A 17809-nucleotide genomic window follows, 5' to 3' on the forward strand; every position below is an offset into this window, starting at 1 on the left:
CCCAGTTCCGGCCGATCGGGACCAACGGGATTGCCCACAGAATTTAGTAGCGGAGCGATCTGGTTTCGGGCAGCGACGTCGCGGGCGGTGACAGCCAGATCACGTCGCCGGTAGACACGATCCAGTGCCCGCGCCGCCGAATTCGGGGTCATAGCGTGGAAGTCGTGGGTCCGAGCTCCACCGACCTCGCCGCCGGCCGCTGTGGTCGGGGCACCTGTAGGAGTGATCGAGCGGTACCACTCGGCTTGTCGGCCTACCCACGAATAGTCGGGAGAACGTTGCGCTGAGCCACTGACAGGCATCGGGTACCTCACGTTTCTGCTATCAAGTTGTCCAAGTACATGTTTCGGAACGACAGCGTGCTGGAAGCACGAAACGGGGCATGCCCATAAGGACACACCCCGCCCGTGAAACACACCGAGTCGACAGAGACCGACGATCAGGTGCCGCTACAGCACCGCAGCAATCTCTGTGAGCGGCATCACTACAGATGGAACAGGCCCACAGGCAAGCCCGGCGGCCACCACAACAGCGACAACGCGGTCGACAACCGAAGTGATCTCACGACATTCACTAAATCGATATCGTGCTACCACAACGAAATTCGATCCGCACGACGCGGCCCTCGCGCCGAGGGGCCTGTCAGGTGATACGGACGTAGCTGCCGGTCGCGGTGATCGACGCGGCCCAGGATTGCACCGTTACGTCGGTGTTGGTTTCGACGGTGATGATCGAGCCCGCGAGGACATCGGCGGCCGCGCTGACAGTCAGCACACCCGACACCCCGGTGACCTGTGTTCCTGTGCCGACGACTGTACCGTCGACCAGGAGCCTGGCTTGTTGTTTGGTCGTGCCGCTGAATCCGCCGGCGAAGGGAAGGTTCGCGGTGATGGTCGCGGCGATCTTGTCGGTCGATACCTGTAGTCCGTTGCCGATGACCACCGAGCCCGGGTAAGTGCTGTCGGCGGTCCAGTTGGGCACGACCCACCAGTTCGTTGGGCCGCTGACGATGGGGAACTGATGGTTGCCGTTCTTGTTCATGGAGGTGGGTACGAACGGGATTGTGCCCCCGACGATCACGAACGGCATCAGGAGGTCACCCCTCGCAGGCTCGCCTGCAGGCCGCGGCCTGCGGGGTTGTCGATGGTGGTGATATGCACGGTGATCCGGTCGCCGGCGTTGAATACCCATGTCCCGGTGAGTGTGGTGTCGAGGGCGTGGTTGGCGGCGGCGATGGTGGCCGAGGTCGAGGCCACGGTGGTGCCGTTCTGCCGCAACTCGACCACGAGGTTGCCGGTGCCCGCGGTCTCGCCGCGGTAGGTGATGGAGGAGACGGTGATCTTACGTTCGACTCGCAGTCCTTCGGGCATCACGTTTCCCGCGCCCGCGGCTCGGGTGCCGTTGTGTGATTTGAAGGCGATGTCGTAGAGCTGCCCGAGAGCGGTCGGTGTCCTGGCATCGCTGAGGCGGGTGTCGGTGGTGGCGACGGCGCCGAGGGCCGTGCGTGCGGTGGCGGCGTCGGTGGCGGTCAGCAGCGAGCGTCCGACACTGGTGGAGTCGGAGATCTGGTTGGCCGGGTGGGTGTGCGACAGGGGGGTGCGCGCGTCGGTGAGCCGCGTGTCGTTGCCCGCGACCGCGGTAGTGGCCGTCGTTCCGATGGTCGGCGTGAATGTCGACGGCTTGGCGGTGATCGCGGCCCAGTCACTGGCTCCGGCCGGTCCGCGGATGACGATTCCCTGGCCGTTGGGCAGCCAGCCGCCCGCTGCGGCGTGGTAGGCGTAGAGCAGACCGTCGGCGGCCACCACGTATTGGGCGCCTTCGACAGGGGTCGTGGGAAGTGCCGCGTAGGTGCTCACGCGGCCGTCGATCTGGATGCCTTCACCCCTGGGCCCGACCACCACGGCGTTGCCCGTGGAGGCCGGGACCGGGGAGACCAGAGTGAGGTCGATCAGACCGGCCGATCCGGTGTCGGGGTCCTCGGTGTCGGGTCCCGGGACGTATTCGGTCACATGAAAGTTGAAGGAATCGAGAGGGACTCGTTCACCGTCGTAGGACAGGTCGAAGGTGACCCGCCACGTCCAGTCGGTGGGGTTGGTGGCGGCGCCGGGTGCGACCAGTCGCACTCCGCGGCTGCCCCGCCAGGTGAGGTAGCCGAATTCGTCGAGTGAGCATTCGTAGTGCTGGGGCAGCTGGACGTAGGTGGCCGGTGCCGGTTCGGCGGTGGCCACGAGTACCTTCGCCGTCTCGGCGGTGAAGGTGATCGTTCCGGTCAGTGGCGGGAATTCGGGCAGGTCGCCGATGTCGGGGCCGTCGCTGACGTTGGCGAGGAAACGCCCGACGACCTTTCCGTACTTCAAGGGGAGCAGATCGGCCATGGATCGATGCCTTTCGGACAGAGGGCAGCGTGCGGGGACGGCTGCCCGAGAATGGGGCGTTATACCGTCTCGGCGTGGACGACGAGTTGGGCGCCGTTGGTGACGACGCTGAAGTTCGCGGTCCCGATGCGGCGGACGACGACGTAGAGGGTCGTCGTCTGATTGGCCGGGATCACCGCGAGGGTGGACTCGGGCGTGAGCGCGTATTCGAACTTGGGCGAGATCGGGGTGCGGATCATGTTGTCGGCGGCCAGGGTGTAGCCGTAGCCGACGAGTACACCGTCGGGCTCGCCGATGCGGACCTCGATGTCACAGCGGGCGGCGCCGATGGTACTAACGTGGGTCTGCACGCTCAGTCCGCCCTCGACACGGGGACGCCAGGGAACCGGTTGCGCCGGGATGGTGACGGTGGCGACTACCCGGCTGGTGTCAGCGATGTTGGTTCCGCCGGTGAACTGATTGCCCGCGATGGCCCATGGCCCCGCCGGGGCCGGGTTCGGTACCGGGCGGAACTTGCCCAGTGTCGAGTCCCACGCCAGGACGTAGTCCTGGCCGAGCGGATTGCTCTCGTCGACCTGGACGTCACTGGCGTCCTGGATGCGTCCGGCTGCACCGGGCGGGCCGATCTCGCCGGTTTGCCCGCGCGGGAACGTGATCTGCAACTGCTGGTGCGGTGCGGTGCCGATGATCGTCGCCGAGGCGTCCGAACCCTGGGGTCCGGCGATACCGGCACCGGTGAGCACGGTGGGTGCGCCTTTGCGCCCGGGTGCGCCGAATGCCTCGTCGAAGGCGATGAATTCCAGTCCGGTCCAGTAGTAGACGCGGTTCTCGGAAACGACCCGCCATGCCTTGCGGGCGTCGGCGGTGGTCGGATCGAGTGCGAACAGGGCTGCGGTATCGGCGATGTCGCCCTGCCACAGCCAGGGCCACGCCGGGTCACCGTCGGGTCCGGTGGGGCCGGGTACGCCTTCGCGGATCTCCACCAGCGACTGGCGGTCCACCAGTTCCATCGGATTGACCGTGTACGGCAGTCCGACCGAGTCGGATACGCCGCGCATGGTGATCATGATGTCGTCGTCGTAGACGATGTTCTGCTCGTCGCTCATGATGCCGCCACGGGTTGCGCCCAGCACACGATTTGCGCGCCGGACTGGCTGTAGGAGTAGTTGGAGCTGCCCTGCGCGCGGCGCAGGACGACGTAGAGGGTCACTGCTGTCGCGGCGGGGACGACGCCGACCGAGCTGCTGGGATCGATGGTGGCGCCGAAGAACGGGCGCAGCCGGGTGTAGGTGTTGACTCCGAACGGCCATCCGGTGCCGATCGCCACCAGTTGTCCGCTGGCGGAGCCGATCCGCACTTCGGTGTCGACGCGGGTGGTGAAACTGGTGGATCCCTCCTGGGTTCGTAGCACCACACCACCGGACAGCACCGGACGCCAGGCGGTGTCCTGCGCCGGAATCGTCAACTGGGCGACGGTGTTCGGTGAGGTCGAGACGTTGGTCTGGGAGGCGGCGAAACCTGCGCCGCCGTTCCACGCGGAGGTCTCCATGATCGACCACGGGCCGCGCAATCCCGGATACGGGCGCGGGGTCCACTTGCCGGTGGTGTCGTTCCATACCGGCACCGCACCGTCGACATGGGTGCCATCGGTGTAGTCGCCGGCCTGCCGGATGGGTCCGGGTGGGCCCGGTTCTCCGGTGAGCCCCTGCACACCTCGGGGTACGGTGAGGTGCAGGGTCAGGTTGGGGGCTGTCCCGGTGACGGTGACCTGTAGGGGGCTGCCCACGGGTCCGGTATCGACGGTGCCGACCGACAGCGAGCAGGGTTGGCCGTCGGGGCCCGCAGCGCCGAACGCGTCGGCGAAGGAGTCGAAACTCGTTCCGTTCCAGTACATCAGCGTCTCGGTGGAGCGCACGCGCCAGGCCTTGCCCGCGTGAGCGAGGTTCAATGACGAGGCGAGTGCGTTGAGCGCTGTCTGGTCGGAGATGTCACCTTCCCAGCGGAAGGGGTGCCCTGCAGGTCCGGGCGGGCCCACCTGCCCGGGTGTGCCGGTCATGAGCTCCAGGGCTCCGTCGCGGGGGGTGCCGTGCAGGGATTGCACGACACCGGCTGCGCCTGTTCGCTCGTCGATTCCGCGGATGGCCGTTGACTCGAAATATTCACCTACGGTGGACATTTCACCTCCTTGCTCGGGTCGGGGCCGCATAGACGACCAGGGATGCGCCTGCGCGCTGGTAGCCGATTTCGCCGGTGCTGTTGCTGGCGGCGTTGAGCCGGTCCACCGTGACGACGAGTGTCACGGGCTGCCCGGCGGGAACGGTCGCGTACGTCGAGGTCGGCGACAAGGATTTCGTGGCGTCGGCGTCGGCATAGGTGGGTGAGAACGGTGTCATCACGTAGCCGTCACCGACGACGCCTTGCAGGGCCATGGCGAGGACCTGTCCTTCGGAGTGCATGAGCCGCACCGTCACTCGGGCGAACTGCTGGCCGTTCTGATCACAGGAGGTGGACAGATGACCGTGGACGACCGGTCGCCATTCGAACGGCATCGCCGGCACCGTGAAGGTGCCCGCAACCAGCTGTGAGGTGGCAGCGGACTGGTCGGCGGCGAAATCGGTGTTGTACCAGGCCCACGGTCCACGGCCGAGCGGAGCGGGCAAGGCAGCGAACGTGCGGGAACTGCGCTGATATCCGAACACACCACCCGCTGTCGGCCCGATCGCGTCATCGAAATCGGTAGCGGCGCCGATGGTTCCGGACGCACCGGGAGGCCCGGCTGGTCCGCGCGGCCCGGCGGGCACGGTGACCGAGAGTTGCTGGTCCGCACCGGAGCCTGTGAACGCTACGGCGGGGTTGATGAGATTGGGCTGGTGCACGGTGTCGATGACGGTGATGTCGTTGGGATCGGCCGGGGGGCCGGTGGGGCCCACGGCGTCGGGCGAATGCTGCCAGCCGGTGCCGGTCCACACATCCATTCCGTCGACGTCGAGGCGATGCCACCACGAACCCCGATCATCGGGGCCGAGCCCTGTCGGGCGCGCTGCGGCGTTGGCGATCTCACCTTTCTTGACGAAGGTCGTGCGCGGCGCGCCACGACGTCCGGTCGAGCCGACCGGTCCTTGGGGAAGCGGCAGGGCGGCGACGTCTCCGGAGACTGTGACATCAGCGGTCAGGACGGGTAGGCCGTCGGCGTCGGGGTCACCGCGCAGGGTGATGTGTGCGGGAAAGGTGATGTCCACCATCGTTTTTCCTCCTCACGAGAAACAGGGTCAGAAGATGAGCAGGTCGAGATCGGCGCCGACGTCGGTGGCCAGATCCTTGATCGCCGCGGCGACGCGGCCCAAGCGCTGCCAGGCCTTGACCACCGAGTCCTCCTCGTCGGATCCGTCGCCGATGGTGATCTGCCAGACCGCCGGTGTCTCGCGGTCGTCGGTGAAGGTCAGTTCGGTGACGTAGTCGGTGAAGATGAGCTGGTCCATGGCGAAGCCGATCTGGTCACCGAGACCGAAATCGCGGCCGAGCAGATACGGTGCGTTGTCCTCGACGGTCACGCGGTGGCTGGTGTAGCCGCGGGTCAGGTGCAGACCTTGACGAGCGGCGACGAATCCGTCGAGTGTGAAGGCCTTGTCGCTGCCGGTGACATAGAGCTCCCGGAAGGCGTACGGGCCGCTGCGTTCGACACGCCCTATGTCCCGGTACACGTTCCAGGCCAGGAATACGTCGTTGAGCTGGCCCCTATACAGCCAACCCAGCCCGATCAGCGACAACAGTCCCTTGATCGCGAGTTCGATGCCCGCGTTCACCCAGCCGGGCGAACGACCGCCGATGATGACGTCGGTGGCCGTCGGTTTGTGCAGGGCGACCTCCGAGCGGCCGATCCCGGAATACTCCCCTTCGAAATACCACACCCACGGGAAGTTCTGGACGGTGCCGAATCTGCCGGACTGTCCGTAGACGGCCTCGTATTCGGTGGTCGATTCGAGGTTCGGATAACGGCGCGGGGTGGTGCCGTCGTCGAGGAATTCCTCGAACCAGGAAATGATGCCGTCCAGCAGGGTACCAGTCGGGCCCGTCACACCGGATTTGTCGACTGTCTCCAGCACGACCGTCGGTCGTTCCAGGTAGAACCACTCCGGTGCGGGTTGCTCGTCCTCCTCGGGCAGAAAGAATCGGGCCGTGAGCATGACGCCGGAATCCTCGAGCATCGGCAGGAACAGTTTGTCGGCCATGTCGAAGCGAGCCGACGCCGCGCTCCAGCGGCTGGTGTCGGTATTGGGGTCGACCGGGACCACCGCGATCGGGAACAGCGGGTTACCCGCCCCGGCCCAATCGGGGTTCTCGATGGTTCCCGCGGGCGCCCACCCCGGGGCCTGCAACCTCATGAGGTTCGCGGTCAGATAGGTGGTGACCAGGGTGCGGACCGGACCGAACTGGATCATGTGCCGGGGAAACTGCGCCAAGATCGGGGCGAAGGGCGCCGCCCAGCAGCAGATCGTCGAGATGTGGTTCCACGCGTGGATCGCCTCGATGTCGACGGTCTCCACACCGTTGTCGTCGCGAACCAGCGAGGCCTTGGTGATGTAGCCGTCCCAGCGGAAACCTTTGGTGTTCACGGTGATCGGGATGGTGGCGTCCGCGCCGTCCTCGTTGTTGAACAGGTGATCGAAATGCACCATGTCGCGGGGGCAGATCATTTTCAGTCCGCCCGCCGCGTTGCGGGGATAGGTGAACTCGAGTGACAGGTAGCTGTGTTCCTCGCCCACCTCGCGCATGAATTTGTCCCAGTACCGCACCAGCACATCGGCATTGCGGGCCTGGGCCTGTTCGATCCGATATGCCTGGTCCATGCGGCGGGACTCCGCGTGCGGATCCCAGGTCGTCTCGCTCATCAGAACGGCCTCGACGATCGAGGAGTGCTCGACACGATGAGACTGGACTCGGTGGTCCCGCCCTGGACCGTCACGGTGATGTCGGTGGAACTCCACGCCGGAAGCGATGCCATCCAGTGGCGACCGGCCAACTGTGCCCACACATTGCGGCCCGATGGGTTACCCGCGCTGTACACGCGGGCGGTGCGGTGACGAGGATGGGTGTCGATGCGCAGGGTCTCCCCCGCCTGCAGGACCGGTGTCTGCACCAAACGTGGCGTATCACCTCCGACGGGGTCCAGGATCGACCATCGTCCGGGACCGTTCATGGTGTAGCGCGGCCACGCCGGTTGATCGGCGGCGTTGCGGGCGCGTACCACGCCTTCACCTATACCAGCGGTGTCGGTCCACACCGAGGTCTCCTCGAAGTGGTGTTCGAGCGGGTCCATGGCAGTGGCCGACATCTTGTAGGCCGCGAAGGCATTGCGCGCCGGATCAATCTCGCCGATCGGTTCGGGAGCGGCGTCGAGTTGCGCCTGCTGGAAACGCCAGCCCTGATGGCGGGTGAAGTAGCCGATGGTGACCGGCTTGTCGGTGGACCAGCCGCGGAACCAGGCGTCGTGCACGGCGAGGAAGTCCCGCACGGGTCCGATGGCGGCGTTCTTCCCTACGGCCGAGATCAGGATCAGGAAGTCCCATTCCTTTTTCGCCCGCACCGACCGCTGGAAGGTGGCACCGTCCTGTCGCGCGCCTTCGGACACCAGCAACTGCACCGGTGCGAACATGAAACCGGCCTGCTTGGACAGCCGTACGCCTTCATGTCCGGCGTTGGCACCCGACAGGTGCCACACTCGTCCGTTCACATCCCACACGACCACTTTCGTGTCGTGCACATTCAGTAGTGGGTGGGTCATCGACCGAGCCCTCCTCCGCGTTGCTGCGCCAGTGTCCGGCGCCGATTGACCCGTTCGACCGCCATGGCGGCGCTCTTGGGGTCCATACCGTTGAAGTTGAAGATGTCTTGGCGGGGCGTGTAGCCGCCCGGCCCTTCGGCGAGATCGGTAAGGCCGAAGCCGGTGCCGATCACCTCTTTCGCCGTCTGAGCGGCGTACTCGATCGGTTCGGTGACCAGACCCGACAACATCGAACCGGCCATCGAGCCGATCGCTCCGCCGATCGCCGGGGCCAGCGGAGCCAACGGCCCCAGGAACCCTGCCAGTGCGGTACCGGCCGCAGTACCGAGCATGCTGCCTGCCGTGGATGCTGCGCCGCTGATCGCTCCGGTCAGCCCGCCGACCAGGCCGTGCTGCTGTGCGCCTTGTACCGCGCCCATGACCGCGGCGAAACCGATCTGGTCTCCGGCCGAAGGCGGGCGCGTCATCGCGTTCTGTGCGTCGGGCCGGAATTCGATGCCGAGTAGGTTGCCGATGCCCGCCGCCAGGGTCGGTGACCACTGTCCATTGGGGTCGAGCGCGGCGGCGGCGCCACCGAGCAGATCACCGATGTCGCGGCCCTGATCGACGCCGAAACCGAGGTCGGCGCCGAGCTGGGCTCCGGCCACTTGGGCGAAGTCGGCCACGCTCCCGTTGAATGGGTCGTAGAGCCGCTGCGTGTCCACCAGCGACCCGGCCCGGGGCACGGCGTCACCCAACGTCTTGGGAGCGTCCTGGCGCAGCGCCGACATCAGCGACTGCACCGTGCCGCCCTCGCGCACATAGCGCGCCGGAGCCACCCGGCCCGGCGAAATGTACTGCACGGGAATGCCGTCCGCGCCCACGACGAGATCGCCGGGAACCGGCATCTGGCCGCGAGAGGAAACGCTGGGCACACTCGAGGCGGACGACCCACTTGTCGTACCTATGGCGGACGGAATGATCGCCCCTGCTTCGGGTGCGACCGCTCCCGAGTCGACCGCCGGTGTGCCGCTGGCGGAATCGGTGGCCGCGTTGCCGGATGTGGTGCCGGTCATCGTCATCGACGCACGCAGACTGCCGCCGAATTTCGAGCCGATCATCGCGCCGAGTTGCGCGCCGATCTCGGGTGCGAGCGCACCCGACGGACCGAGCGCGGGCCCGAGCGCCGAACCGAGCGCCGCGCCGACCTTGCCGCCGGCGTCGGTGGCGACACTTTCGATGCCCTGGCCGAGCGCTTCGGCGAGCCGGGCCATCTGATCGACACCGTCGGTGTCGGTTCCCGCCGCAGTGCCCGACAGCAAGCTACCCAGTCCGGGAAGCAATCCGACGGCAGGAAACGCCGCCGGACCTTCCGGGGTGAAACCGAGCCACGCCGACAGCGGATTCGGTGCCCTTCCGGACAGCGGGCGTTGAACAGTCTGTGACGGATCGGACGCACCCGAAGGTGCGACGAACGAACTGCCCACCACACCGCCGGGACCGAACAGGGGCGCGATCGCCGCACCCAGCATCGATCCGGCCCGCCCGCCTGCGTTCAGCGCGCTATCGGCGATAGCACCGAAAGCATCGCCGACCAGGCCGAACAGCCCGAAATCCGCGCCGCTCACCCGATCAGGGACGACCGGTCTGGCGAGATTGCTCGCGATCAGGTCACGCCACATGCTGTTGTGCGGCGACGTGTCGACCAAACCGCCTGAGGCGTAGCCCGGCAGCCGTCCGGCGTTGATCGCCTCGAGCAACGGCAACGCCTGAGAGGTAGCGGCAGCGTTGACAACGTATTCGCCATCGGACAGCCGTGCCAGGATCGAGTCGTCACGCGGCCCGCCGGGGCCCGAAACCAGACCACCGCCCGCGCGGCGCAGCGGTGTGCGATTCGCGGTATCGGCGTCGGTGAGCGAGTCGTCGTGCTCGCCGCCCACCTGTCCGGGGAGGAACGGCTGATGGAAAGTGGTGCGTGCGGTCATCCGCAGCAGCCGGGTGCTCGTGCGCGACTGTTCGCCTCGGTCAGAGCCTGGGCCGACCCAGTCGGCGAAGATCTTCGGCATCACACCGAGAACACCCTGGAACACTCGTGCCAGGGCGGCCTCGCGCACCGGTGTACCGCTCACGGCACCGGGGTGCTCCCCTGTGTCGATGAACAGCGGATCTTCGTCAGGGAAGGTGATGGTGGAGGTTCCCGGGGCCTGCCCACCTTTCCAGATCGCACCACTGGGCAGCGTGATCTTCTTGCCCGGGGGCAAGGCGCCTGCGGTGGTCATAGCGAGGATGTCGGGCATCCCCATCACCCGAGCCGGTCGCTGGTCCGGCCGTGATGCGCCGGGACCGCGCGGTTTCCGCGCCACGGAGCTCATCTGTGTCTCCTCAATTGACATCTACTTTCTCGGCCGCCCGGACTCGTTGTCGGCTATGTGCCCCAGTCCAGGAAGGTGTTCATCTGGTCGACACCGGTCGCGGTGCCGATATGTTCACGGTCGGACTTCACGCCGGGCCGTGTGATCGGCTGTGGACGGTTTCGGCCCTGCTGGGCATCTGGAGTTTTGGACCACACCAGCCAGCGCAGTGATTCGGTGATATCGGCAAGCAGGTGGTGGCTCAGTTGCCAGCGGCTGTTGTCGGGATCCATCGAACGCAACAGAGCCGAATCAGTGGGCAACCATCGGACGACGGCTTTGAGATCGCGCCAGCCGAACACCTCGGTGCCGAGTTGGCGCAGCCGCAGGCCCAGGACTATCAGATCGAATTCGATTGCCTCGCCATGCTCTTCCAGGAGAGCATCGAGGCCTAGGATTCCCCCAGGTTGACTCCCGAATGGGTGCGCCAGGCCTCGAGCAGTGCGTGGTAGGCGTCGGGTTCCATATCGTCGAGGACGGCCAGCGACTCGGGTGCCAGCACCAATTCGAGCAGCGTGTACATCGCGTCCACATCGCCCAGGCGACGGATGCGACGGATCAGACCCGGCTTGAGATACGACAGCGACGGCAGACGTACTTCGATACCGTCCACGTCGTAGACGAATTCGTCGCGCACGGTGATCGGCTGGTTGAGGGTGAGGGGGGCTTTCGGAGAAGTCATCGGTTTCGCAGACCCTTTCATGACATGTGTGTGCGCAGGCTCGATAGAAGAAGAGAGGGCCCAGCGGCGGCAGGCGGGCCTGCGCATAGGTGTGTTACCTGCCGCCACTGGGGGCTTTATCAGGCGGAGAAAACGCCGTCGTCGAGGTAGCGGTACGCCTTGACGCCCGCGTCGTCCTTGAACGCCTCGACGGTGATGGTGAAGCCGGTCAGTTCGTTGGACACGAACTTCTTCTCGGTGACCGACGCGATCTGCGCGTTCGGCAGCACGATCCGCAGCTTCTTGGTGTCGTTCTTCATGTCGAAGATCCACGAACGACGCGGCAGAACCACACCGGTCTCCTTGACCGACAACAGGGTGCCGGTGGAGGCGGTGGCCGCGGTCGCGACGACGTTGTCCGGGTGGAACACCTCGTTCAGCACGTCCTCGTCCCACACCGCGTACAGAGTGAGACCGAACGCGACCGAGTGCTCGGTCTGCAGCTTGGCGATGATGTCGGCGTTCCAGTCCTTGATCGTCTCGACGCGACGCTCACCCTTGGACTCGATACCGTCCTCGGAGACATAGCCCAGAGCCTTGAAGGCCGCGGTCGGCGCGCCCGAGGCGGTGGTCGGCAGAACGGTGCCGAGGGGAGCCACGAGAACACCGCCGGTGACGGCGATGTTCGGGGTTCCGGCACCGATGAACTTGCTGGAAGGCAGAGCCATGTTGTTATCTCCCTTGGGATCAGTTGCGCAGGCCCCTTGGGATCGATGTATTTAGTTGTCATTCCCGATGATTGGGGAATCAGGCGGAGACTGCGCCCCGCACGTTCATGAGGCCGGGTTCCCGGCAGGTCATGCGAGGACTTCGCCTCGCACGATCAAATCGGCGATCAGTACCTGTCGTGGTGCGTCGGTCGCCGGGTCGGTGTCGTTCTCGATACCGACATCCTCGATGTAGTCGCACCACACATCGCCGAGATAGCCCGGCGCCGCCGCGGTGAGAACAGCACGGACCAGGCCGACCAATTCGGCCGCGCCGCCGGCGTCGTCGGTGCATTCGATGACCACGCGAGGCCGGTCGAGGATCAGATGCGCGCCGCGGCGGCCCTCACGATCCTCGACGTCGAGGCGGCGTTTGCGGTCGTTACGAACCACACGCACCATGCGCACGGGGCGCGGGCTCGGCACCTGGGTGAGGACCTCGGCGGTATCCGAGGCCGCGGTGAGTTGGGTGGTCAGGTAGTCGACCAAGGTCTGTTCGATATCAGGGAACACGATGCGTTCCATCGCGTACCGCCTTTCCTGGCTAGTGCGCCTTGCGCGCCTGCTCGATCCGCTCTCGCAGCTGATCCACCAGGCCCGCGTAGGCCTCGGTCTTCGTCGCGGCCTGGAAAACGAGCCCACGAGGGTGGACGGCGCACCACACGCCGTCCTCGGTCTGAGTGACGGTGATGTCGTCGATGTCGTAGAAGGCATCCGGATCCGGATCGGGCCATCGCCCGTCGGCGTCTTTGCGGATATGCAAACCGGTGTCGAACGCTCCCGGCTGCCCTGCGGGAGTGGGCACCCACCGGATGTCCTCCAACTCCGCATGTACTCGAACCCCGCGCTGGACAAGGTATTCCGCGACGCGCGTCGCCTGCTTGATCCCGGTCACCGTCGGCTGTGCCGTCGCTCCCGCTCCCCGCTGCCGCGCGGGCAGATGGATGACCGACAACTCCTCGGCCAGCGACTTCACCTGCGGATCGAGCTCCTCTTCTACCGGCTCCGGGAGCTTGCCCGACAGCACGTGCTCCATGAACGCCAGGAACTCCGGGGTCACCAGCTGCCCCTCATCGGTCTTCGCATAGGGCGGTGGTTGCGCTGCCGCACCGAACTCGACCGAGTCGATCAGCCTCCCCTCAGACATGAATCGTCAGAGCTCCTGACAGCTTTGCTCGTTCCATCGTTTTTCTCCTGTTGCAATATGGTTCGGTGGGCTTGTTGGTCACGTCCGGCGACGACGGGTCCATCGGTGAGTTAAGTAATCCGCCGCATCCTGCGGGCAGAACGCGGCGCTGATGAACGCGGTCCCGATGTCACAGCCGGGAGAGTTTGTCACGCTCGATGTGAGCGGATCGCGCCGTGCGGGCCTGTTCGGGACAGGCGTCTCGCCGGTGGCCGACTACTGTTGCTCGACGGATAGGCCGAGTCAGAGTGCGGCGTAGGCGTTGAGGGCGGCCTGGCCGATCTTGAGCTGGCTGGAGGTACCGGCCGTCATGTGATGTTCGTTGGCCGCGACTACGACCTGTTTGGCGCCGTCGTCGGAGGTCAGCCAGAGGCTGTAGTATCCGAGCACGCCGCCGGTGTGCTGCCACACCGGACCCGCGTTGGTCTCCGCGCGCAGGATTCCGAGACCGTAGGCTGCGCTGCCATTGGAATTGGGCACCGGCACAGTTGTTTTCAGCGCGAGCTGCTGGGCCTCGGGCAGCAGCTGTCCACTGAGGAGCGCGCGAGTGAATGTCGCGAGGTCATCGAGGGTGGAGACGATGGCGCCGGCCGCACCGAACGCCTGCACCTGCGACGCGGTGACGAACCGGTAGATGCCCCAGTTGATCGAATGACCTTCGAAGTAGTTGCCATACAACTGCGGGTCGGCCGTCGGGAACGATGTACTACCCAACGCAAGCGGCGCGAGGATCCGACTGTCGATCTCGACGGCGACGGTATTTCCGGTCGCGGCCTCGATGATCATTCCCGCCAGCAGATAGTTGGTGTTGGCGTGCGCGAACTGTTGCCCCGGCGCGTGCAACGGCGGGCGAGCGAGGGCGATGTCGACCAACGTCTGCGGCGGCCACGGCTGATAGGGCTCGAAGTTCAGGACATAACTGTTGGTGAACGTGGGGCTTGCCGAGTATTCTGGCAGGCCCGAGGTGTGGTTGAGCAGCTGACGCACCGTGATGGTCGTGCCGTCGTTGCCGTTGGCGTCGACCGCACCGGGAAGCCATTCCTCAACGGTGTCATCCAGCGACAACACACCCTCGGCCTCCAGTTGCAGGATCACCGTCGCGGTGAATGCCTCGGTGTTGGCGCCGATTCGGAACTGAGCAGACCAGTCCGCAGGCTGCTGTGTCTGATACTTGCGGTAGCCGGCCGTGACGTATTCCTGGTAAGGCTCGTTGCGAGCCAACCCGATCACGCCGGGGAAGCCCGCTGTGGCAGCGGCCCGGGCGCCGGACAGGAGGATCTGCGCCGGTGTCGGTGCGGCGATGCCTGGAACCGAGGTGGCCAGGGGGGCACTCGCGGGCGAGGAGATCGTCGCGGGCAAATCGAAGTCACTCATGAAATCCTCTGAACTATAGGGTGTTACGTGACCGGGAGCTGTCGCTGTGTGTCGGCTACTCGATTAGAGACCGAGCAGCGGCAGAAGCAACGGCAGCACGATGGGTGCAAGGCGGCAGAGCAGCTCGAGAAGGTCGAGGGCGAACATGGTTCACCTCCTCTGCATGTCTCGTATCTCGTTGTGGTCGGGTCGAGGTGTTGGATGTGCTCAGATCTCCTCCTCGAGCGAGGGCGGGATCTTGTAGCGTGCCTGCGGCGGTTCTTGGCCGGGCACGTGTAGCCGCAGGAAGAGACGGAGTTCGTCGATGTGGTCCTGCAGGGCGCGGATCAGGCGGATCGCGTCGCGGAAACGTTTCTTGTCATCGACAGCTTGGGCCTCCAACGACTCGACTCTGGTACGGAGTTTGTTGACCTCACGGGCCTGCCATGCGGTGATGGCGCCGATCACCGAGGCCATCGCCATCCCGGAAGCTTGCACCAACTCGGGGTCCAACCATGCGGGCACCGTCAACGCCCGCTGTCCGGGCGGGCCACCGGTGTCACCGCAGGACGGATGAGCGCACCCGCCAGAATCGGGGTCAGCAAGCCGTAGACGGTCAGTACCGCTTCGATCCAGGCGATGTCGATCGTGTGGCCGAGCAGGTAAGCCACGACACCGGTGATCGCGACCAGTACCGAGCGGACCAGCGCCGGCTCGGGCAATCGGCGCAAGCGCATCACAGTTTCTCCTCTGCTGCGGTCAACAAACGGTCGAGCTTGAGTTCCAACGCCTTCAAACGCTGCTCGGTGCGATAGTCGGCGGCGTCAGCGTTGAGCACATACCCCGCGATGGTGTCGCGGTACTCCGAATCGGAGACCCTCGACTGGAAGCCGTAGGTCAATTCGAAATGCACCCTGCGCAACTTGTCGAGCAATTCGCGTTGCTCCGGATCGGAAAGCGCCATCAGCGCACCGCCTTTCAAACGATCCGCGACATCGGCGCGGAAGAGATCCATATCCATGGCGCCGGGATCCCATTTACCTTGTTTGGGTCCGGCCCATTCCTTGTGGCCGATCACGCGATCGGCACCGTGGCCCAGCCTGCGCAGAATCGCCGCGCAACATCCCACGTAGGCGTCGTACTGCGCGCTCGACCAGCCCTCGGTGCCGTTGTTGGCGGCCTCGATACCGATCGTGTGATAGTTGGCGTTGTCCTCCGGCAAACCCGGCCACGCTCCCCGACCCGCGTGCCAGGCGACTCCTACCGCGACGACGGTCACGGTGCCGTCCCGGGCGAGGTGCACTTGGGAGAGCGGGCCTTCCAACGTCGGCAGGCCGTAGGCGATTTCCGACGCGGGAGTGCGTGAGCTGCCGGTGTGATGGGCGATCACACCCCAGATCTCACCGAAATCGCCGTGGCCGCGCTCGCGCCAGTCGGAGAACTCGACGACCCGCAGGCCTTCTTCTCGCAACACATCGGCCAGCCACACCGGATCCCCAGTCCACGACATGGGTGTCCCGCCTTTCTCTCTTTCGATTCGAAACATTGCCCGGCACGCGCGATGCGCTCTCCCGGTCGCCGGGCAGGGCTCGACGACACCGAGGACGTTGTGGGCGGTGCGGTCAGCCGACCGCACAGTTCTTCAGTGCTGCCGCGACGAGTCGGAGACCAGTCGTCCCGCTTGGACCAGAGCGCGGTAGGCCGCGGCCTTACGCCGACATGTGTCGAGCGTGCAGTCGCGATGGACACGCATCGCGGTATGCGCCAGGTCCAGGGTCAGTGGCTCGGCGGGCTCGACGTGAGCGGCTCCCGCGAGCAGTTCGAGCAGTAGATCAGACATAGTCGCCTCCCTTCGTGCAATTCGAGGTCTCGCGCAGGATTGGCTGCTCAGTGCCCTTTCGGGCCATATCGGATCAGGAAGGGGGCAGACTCCGGAATCGGCGGCGTCTTGCAAGGTCTGCGCGCCGCCGAGCCGTCACCACTCGGTGTCCCATCCCTGTCTCGAGCGTTTCGCCGGTGACTGACGGTTGTTGAGTACACCAGGACTGTTCGGTCACCGCCCGGCAGGCAGACCTGGGTCGACCTACGCCTTCAACCGGTGCCGACGACGCACGGCACGAACGTCACCGGTTGCGCGGCGGGGCCTGAACGCAATCTCCCGCGCCGCAACTGGATATAGACGAACTCGGCATGATTTCGCGCCGCCCGAGCCAACTTGAGATGCTTCCAGAGGAAGAGTCGTGCAGCCTCGGCGCCGATCGAGGCTGCGGCGTTGTGGGTGGTCAGGGCACGGAGGCGAACGCCGGCGGGGACAGCACGACGACGGCGCCGCGACAACCCTGTCGAAGCTTGCCGGTGTGGTAGCTATCGAGTTCGCAGAGGTCCGCTCAGCCGAACAGTTCGACGGGGTCGCGACCGAGGAGATGGCATACGCGAACAAGATCGCACAGGGTCGGTTTGTCGCGTCTCAGGCGACCTGCCACCGCGGCGCCGAGTTCGCCACGCACCGTGGATATCGCCTCTTCGTCGAACAGGTGGGTAAACGACAACGCCTGGTTTTCCCGATCCACGGTTCCATATCCCCTTCACACCGTCCCCGACCACACTCGCCGGTCCACCCCGCGAGCCTCCCGCGAACAACGTTGTCGTGGTGCGATCGCGCCACGATCCCACCGGTTCGCGATACGACGAACCGGTAGGCCGCGGCCCCTACCGCACCGCCGTGGGCGAGCTATCGCGACGGAGAACCACAGCTCTTCGCGCGGAAGCGACGACAATTCGCCACTTCCGTTCCAGCAATGCCTCGATCGGTCCGGGTGGTGGCGATTACGCCACCACCCGGACCTGCCGATGCGACGACCATACTCGAACATATGTTCTATTGGCAATCAGCATCCGGGCCGCAACCGTTGTTACCTACGGGTTTCGACAGGAGTCGCATCGCTATCACCATCCGGTGCCGCGGTCACGCGCTCGGATCGCCCGCGGGGTTTGCGACCGAGTTCAGCGGGCGGTCTGCGCGTTGGGCGAACGCTGTTCGGCGAACAGGTCGAGGGGGTCGCGTCCGAGGAGTAAGGAGGCGGTGATCAAGTCACACAGAGTGGGGTGATCGCGGGCTATGCGTTCGCCGACCTCGGGGCCCAGGTGTTCGATCACGATCGTCAGCGACTCGGCATCGAACCGATCAGCGAACGACAGGGCCTGACTGTTGTGTTCCACGATCACAATTCCCCTTCGACCTTCCCCGATACACGCGATCGCGATTCCGAGAGTTCGGCCCCCGGCACTGTCTCTC

20 protein-coding genes are annotated in these 17809 nt (G+C 65.7%); all 20 read right to left on the bottom strand.

Going from position 1 to position 17809, the window contains the following annotated elements; translation table 11 throughout:
• Positions 1-642: 642 nt before the first annotated feature.
• The gene (locus DAT37_RS28445; protein WP_109527975.1) at positions 643-1089 is read right to left on the bottom strand and encodes a hypothetical protein; all 447 of its coding nucleotides are present in this window, start codon (positions 1087-1089) and stop codon (positions 643-645) included.
• Positions 1089-2375, bottom strand: coding sequence for a hypothetical protein (locus DAT37_RS28450; RefSeq protein ID WP_109527976.1), 1287 nt, complete (start codon positions 2373-2375; stop codon positions 1089-1091). Before DAT37_RS28450 ends, DAT37_RS28445 begins: the two co-directional genes overlap by 1 nt.
• A 59-nt stretch (positions 2376-2434) precedes the next feature.
• Complete coding sequence (locus tag DAT37_RS28455; protein ID WP_109527977.1) at positions 2435-3481, bottom strand: hypothetical protein; 1047 nt, start codon at positions 3479-3481, stop codon at positions 2435-2437.
• A complete protein-coding gene (locus DAT37_RS28460; protein ID WP_109527978.1) occupies positions 3478-4551 on the bottom strand; it encodes a hypothetical protein in 1074 nt (357 codons plus the stop codon). The genes DAT37_RS28455 and DAT37_RS28460 overlap by 4 nt, the downstream gene beginning before the upstream one ends.
• 1 nt (position 4552) lies before the next feature.
• Positions 4553-5617, bottom strand: a complete 1065-nt coding sequence (locus tag DAT37_RS28465; RefSeq protein ID WP_157978749.1) for a hypothetical protein — start codon at positions 5615-5617, stop codon at positions 4553-4555.
• Positions 5618-5644: 27 nt separating this feature from the next.
• The gene (locus tag DAT37_RS28470; RefSeq protein WP_198654479.1) at positions 5645-7264 is read right to left on the bottom strand and encodes a Gp37-like protein; all 1620 of its coding nucleotides are present in this window, start codon (positions 7262-7264) and stop codon (positions 5645-5647) included.
• Complete coding sequence (locus DAT37_RS28475; RefSeq protein WP_198654480.1) at positions 7264-8157, bottom strand: phage tail protein; 894 nt, start codon at positions 8155-8157, stop codon at positions 7264-7266. The genes DAT37_RS28470 and DAT37_RS28475 overlap by 1 nt, the downstream gene beginning before the upstream one ends.
• The gene (locus DAT37_RS28480) at positions 8154-10508 is read right to left on the bottom strand and encodes a hypothetical protein (protein ID WP_157978750.1); all 2355 of its coding nucleotides are present in this window, start codon (positions 10506-10508) and stop codon (positions 8154-8156) included. The genes DAT37_RS28475 and DAT37_RS28480 overlap by 4 nt, the downstream gene beginning before the upstream one ends.
• A 53-nt stretch (positions 10509-10561) precedes the next feature.
• Positions 10562-10780 carry a DUF5361 domain-containing protein gene (locus DAT37_RS28485; protein ID WP_198654481.1) on the bottom strand — a complete coding sequence of 73 codons (219 nt, stop codon included), beginning with the start codon at positions 10778-10780 and terminating at the stop codon, positions 10562-10564.
• A gap of 158 nt (positions 10781-10938) precedes the next feature.
• On the bottom strand, positions 10939-11229 hold the full coding sequence (locus DAT37_RS28490) for a hypothetical protein (protein WP_157978752.1): 291 nt from the start codon (positions 11227-11229) through the stop codon (positions 10939-10941).
• A gap of 119 nt (positions 11230-11348) precedes the next feature.
• Positions 11349-11936, bottom strand: a complete 588-nt coding sequence (locus DAT37_RS28495) for a phage tail tube protein (RefSeq protein WP_109527983.1) — start codon at positions 11934-11936, stop codon at positions 11349-11351.
• A gap of 129 nt (positions 11937-12065) precedes the next feature.
• Positions 12066-12500, bottom strand: a complete 435-nt coding sequence (locus DAT37_RS28500; protein WP_109527984.1) for a hypothetical protein — start codon at positions 12498-12500, stop codon at positions 12066-12068.
• Between the two features lie 19 nt (positions 12501-12519).
• Entirely contained in the window at positions 12520-13122 is a 603-nt protein-coding gene (locus DAT37_RS28505) for a hypothetical protein (protein WP_109527985.1), read from the bottom strand.
• 282 nt (positions 13123-13404) lie between these two features.
• Positions 13405-14535 (bottom strand): serine hydrolase domain-containing protein, encoded by a 1131-nt coding sequence (locus tag DAT37_RS28510; RefSeq protein ID WP_109527986.1) that lies wholly within the window; start codon positions 14533-14535, stop codon positions 13405-13407.
• A gap of 207 nt (positions 14536-14742) precedes the next feature.
• Positions 14743-15039, bottom strand: a complete 297-nt coding sequence (locus DAT37_RS28515; RefSeq protein WP_157978753.1) for a hypothetical protein — start codon at positions 15037-15039, stop codon at positions 14743-14745.
• 2 nt (positions 15040-15041) lie between these two features.
• The gene (locus DAT37_RS28520; protein WP_157978754.1) at positions 15042-15254 is read right to left on the bottom strand and encodes a hypothetical protein; all 213 of its coding nucleotides are present in this window, start codon (positions 15252-15254) and stop codon (positions 15042-15044) included.
• A complete protein-coding gene (locus tag DAT37_RS28525; RefSeq protein WP_109527989.1) occupies positions 15251-16024 on the bottom strand; it encodes an N-acetylmuramoyl-L-alanine amidase in 774 nt (257 codons plus the stop codon). The genes DAT37_RS28520 and DAT37_RS28525 overlap by 4 nt, the downstream gene beginning before the upstream one ends.
• A 132-nt stretch (positions 16025-16156) precedes the next feature.
• Positions 16157-16354 carry a hypothetical protein gene (locus tag DAT37_RS28530; RefSeq protein ID WP_109527990.1) on the bottom strand — a complete coding sequence of 66 codons (198 nt, stop codon included), beginning with the start codon at positions 16352-16354 and terminating at the stop codon, positions 16157-16159.
• Between the two features lie 547 nt (positions 16355-16901).
• Positions 16902-17084, bottom strand: a complete 183-nt coding sequence (locus DAT37_RS28535; protein WP_109527991.1) for a hypothetical protein — start codon at positions 17082-17084, stop codon at positions 16902-16904.
• A 433-nt stretch (positions 17085-17517) separates the two neighbouring features.
• Positions 17518-17733 carry a hypothetical protein gene (locus tag DAT37_RS28540; RefSeq protein ID WP_157978755.1) on the bottom strand — a complete coding sequence of 72 codons (216 nt, stop codon included), beginning with the start codon at positions 17731-17733 and terminating at the stop codon, positions 17518-17520.
• Positions 17734-17809 lie beyond the last annotated feature (76 nt).

The organism is Nocardia aurea, from assembly GCF_003123685.1.
Taxonomy (GTDB): Bacteria; Actinomycetota; Actinomycetes; order Mycobacteriales; family Mycobacteriaceae; genus Nocardia; species Nocardia aurea.

Excerpts from the sequence above, each read along its gene's own strand:
- DAT37_RS28445 (WP_109527975.1), bottom strand. The coding sequence starts at position 1,089 with ATGCCGTTCGTGATCGTCGGGGGCACAATCCCGTTCGTACCCACCTCC.
- DAT37_RS28450 (WP_109527976.1), bottom strand. The coding sequence starts at position 2,375 with ATGGCCGATCTGCTCCCCTTGAAGTACGGAAAGGTCGTCGGGCGTTTC.
- DAT37_RS28455 (WP_109527977.1), bottom strand. The coding sequence starts at position 3,481 with ATGAGCGACGAGCAGAACATCGTCTACGACGACGACATCATGATCACC.
- DAT37_RS28460 (WP_109527978.1), bottom strand. The coding sequence starts at position 4,551 with ATGTCCACCGTAGGTGAATATTTCGAGTCAACGGCCATCCGCGGAATC.
- DAT37_RS28465 (WP_157978749.1), bottom strand. The coding sequence starts at position 5,617 with ATGGTGGACATCACCTTTCCCGCACACATCACCCTGCGCGGTGACCCC.
- DAT37_RS28470 (WP_198654479.1), bottom strand. The coding sequence starts at position 7,264 with ATGAGCGAGACGACCTGGGATCCGCACGCGGAGTCCCGCCGCATGGAC.
- DAT37_RS28475 (WP_198654480.1), bottom strand. The coding sequence starts at position 8,157 with ATGACCCACCCACTACTGAATGTGCACGACACGAAAGTGGTCGTGTGG.
- DAT37_RS28480 (WP_157978750.1), bottom strand. The coding sequence starts at position 10,508 with ATGAGCTCCGTGGCGCGGAAACCGCGCGGTCCCGGCGCATCACGGCCG.
- DAT37_RS28485 (WP_198654481.1), bottom strand. The coding sequence starts at position 10,780 with ATGGATCCCGACAACAGCCGCTGGCAACTGAGCCACCACCTGCTTGCC.
- DAT37_RS28490 (WP_157978752.1), bottom strand. The coding sequence starts at position 11,229 with ATGACTTCTCCGAAAGCCCCCCTCACCCTCAACCAGCCGATCACCGTG.
- DAT37_RS28495 (WP_109527983.1), bottom strand. The coding sequence starts at position 11,936 with ATGGCTCTGCCTTCCAGCAAGTTCATCGGTGCCGGAACCCCGAACATC.
- DAT37_RS28500 (WP_109527984.1), bottom strand. The coding sequence starts at position 12,500 with ATGGAACGCATCGTGTTCCCTGATATCGAACAGACCTTGGTCGACTAC.
- DAT37_RS28505 (WP_109527985.1), bottom strand. The coding sequence starts at position 13,122 with ATGTCTGAGGGGAGGCTGATCGACTCGGTCGAGTTCGGTGCGGCAGCG.
- DAT37_RS28510 (WP_109527986.1), bottom strand. The coding sequence starts at position 14,535 with ATGAGTGACTTCGATTTGCCCGCGACGATCTCCTCGCCCGCGAGTGCC.
- DAT37_RS28525 (WP_109527989.1), bottom strand. The coding sequence starts at position 16,024 with ATGTCGTGGACTGGGGATCCGGTGTGGCTGGCCGATGTGTTGCGAGAA.
- DAT37_RS28530 (WP_109527990.1), bottom strand. The coding sequence starts at position 16,354 with ATGTCTGATCTACTGCTCGAACTGCTCGCGGGAGCCGCTCACGTCGAG.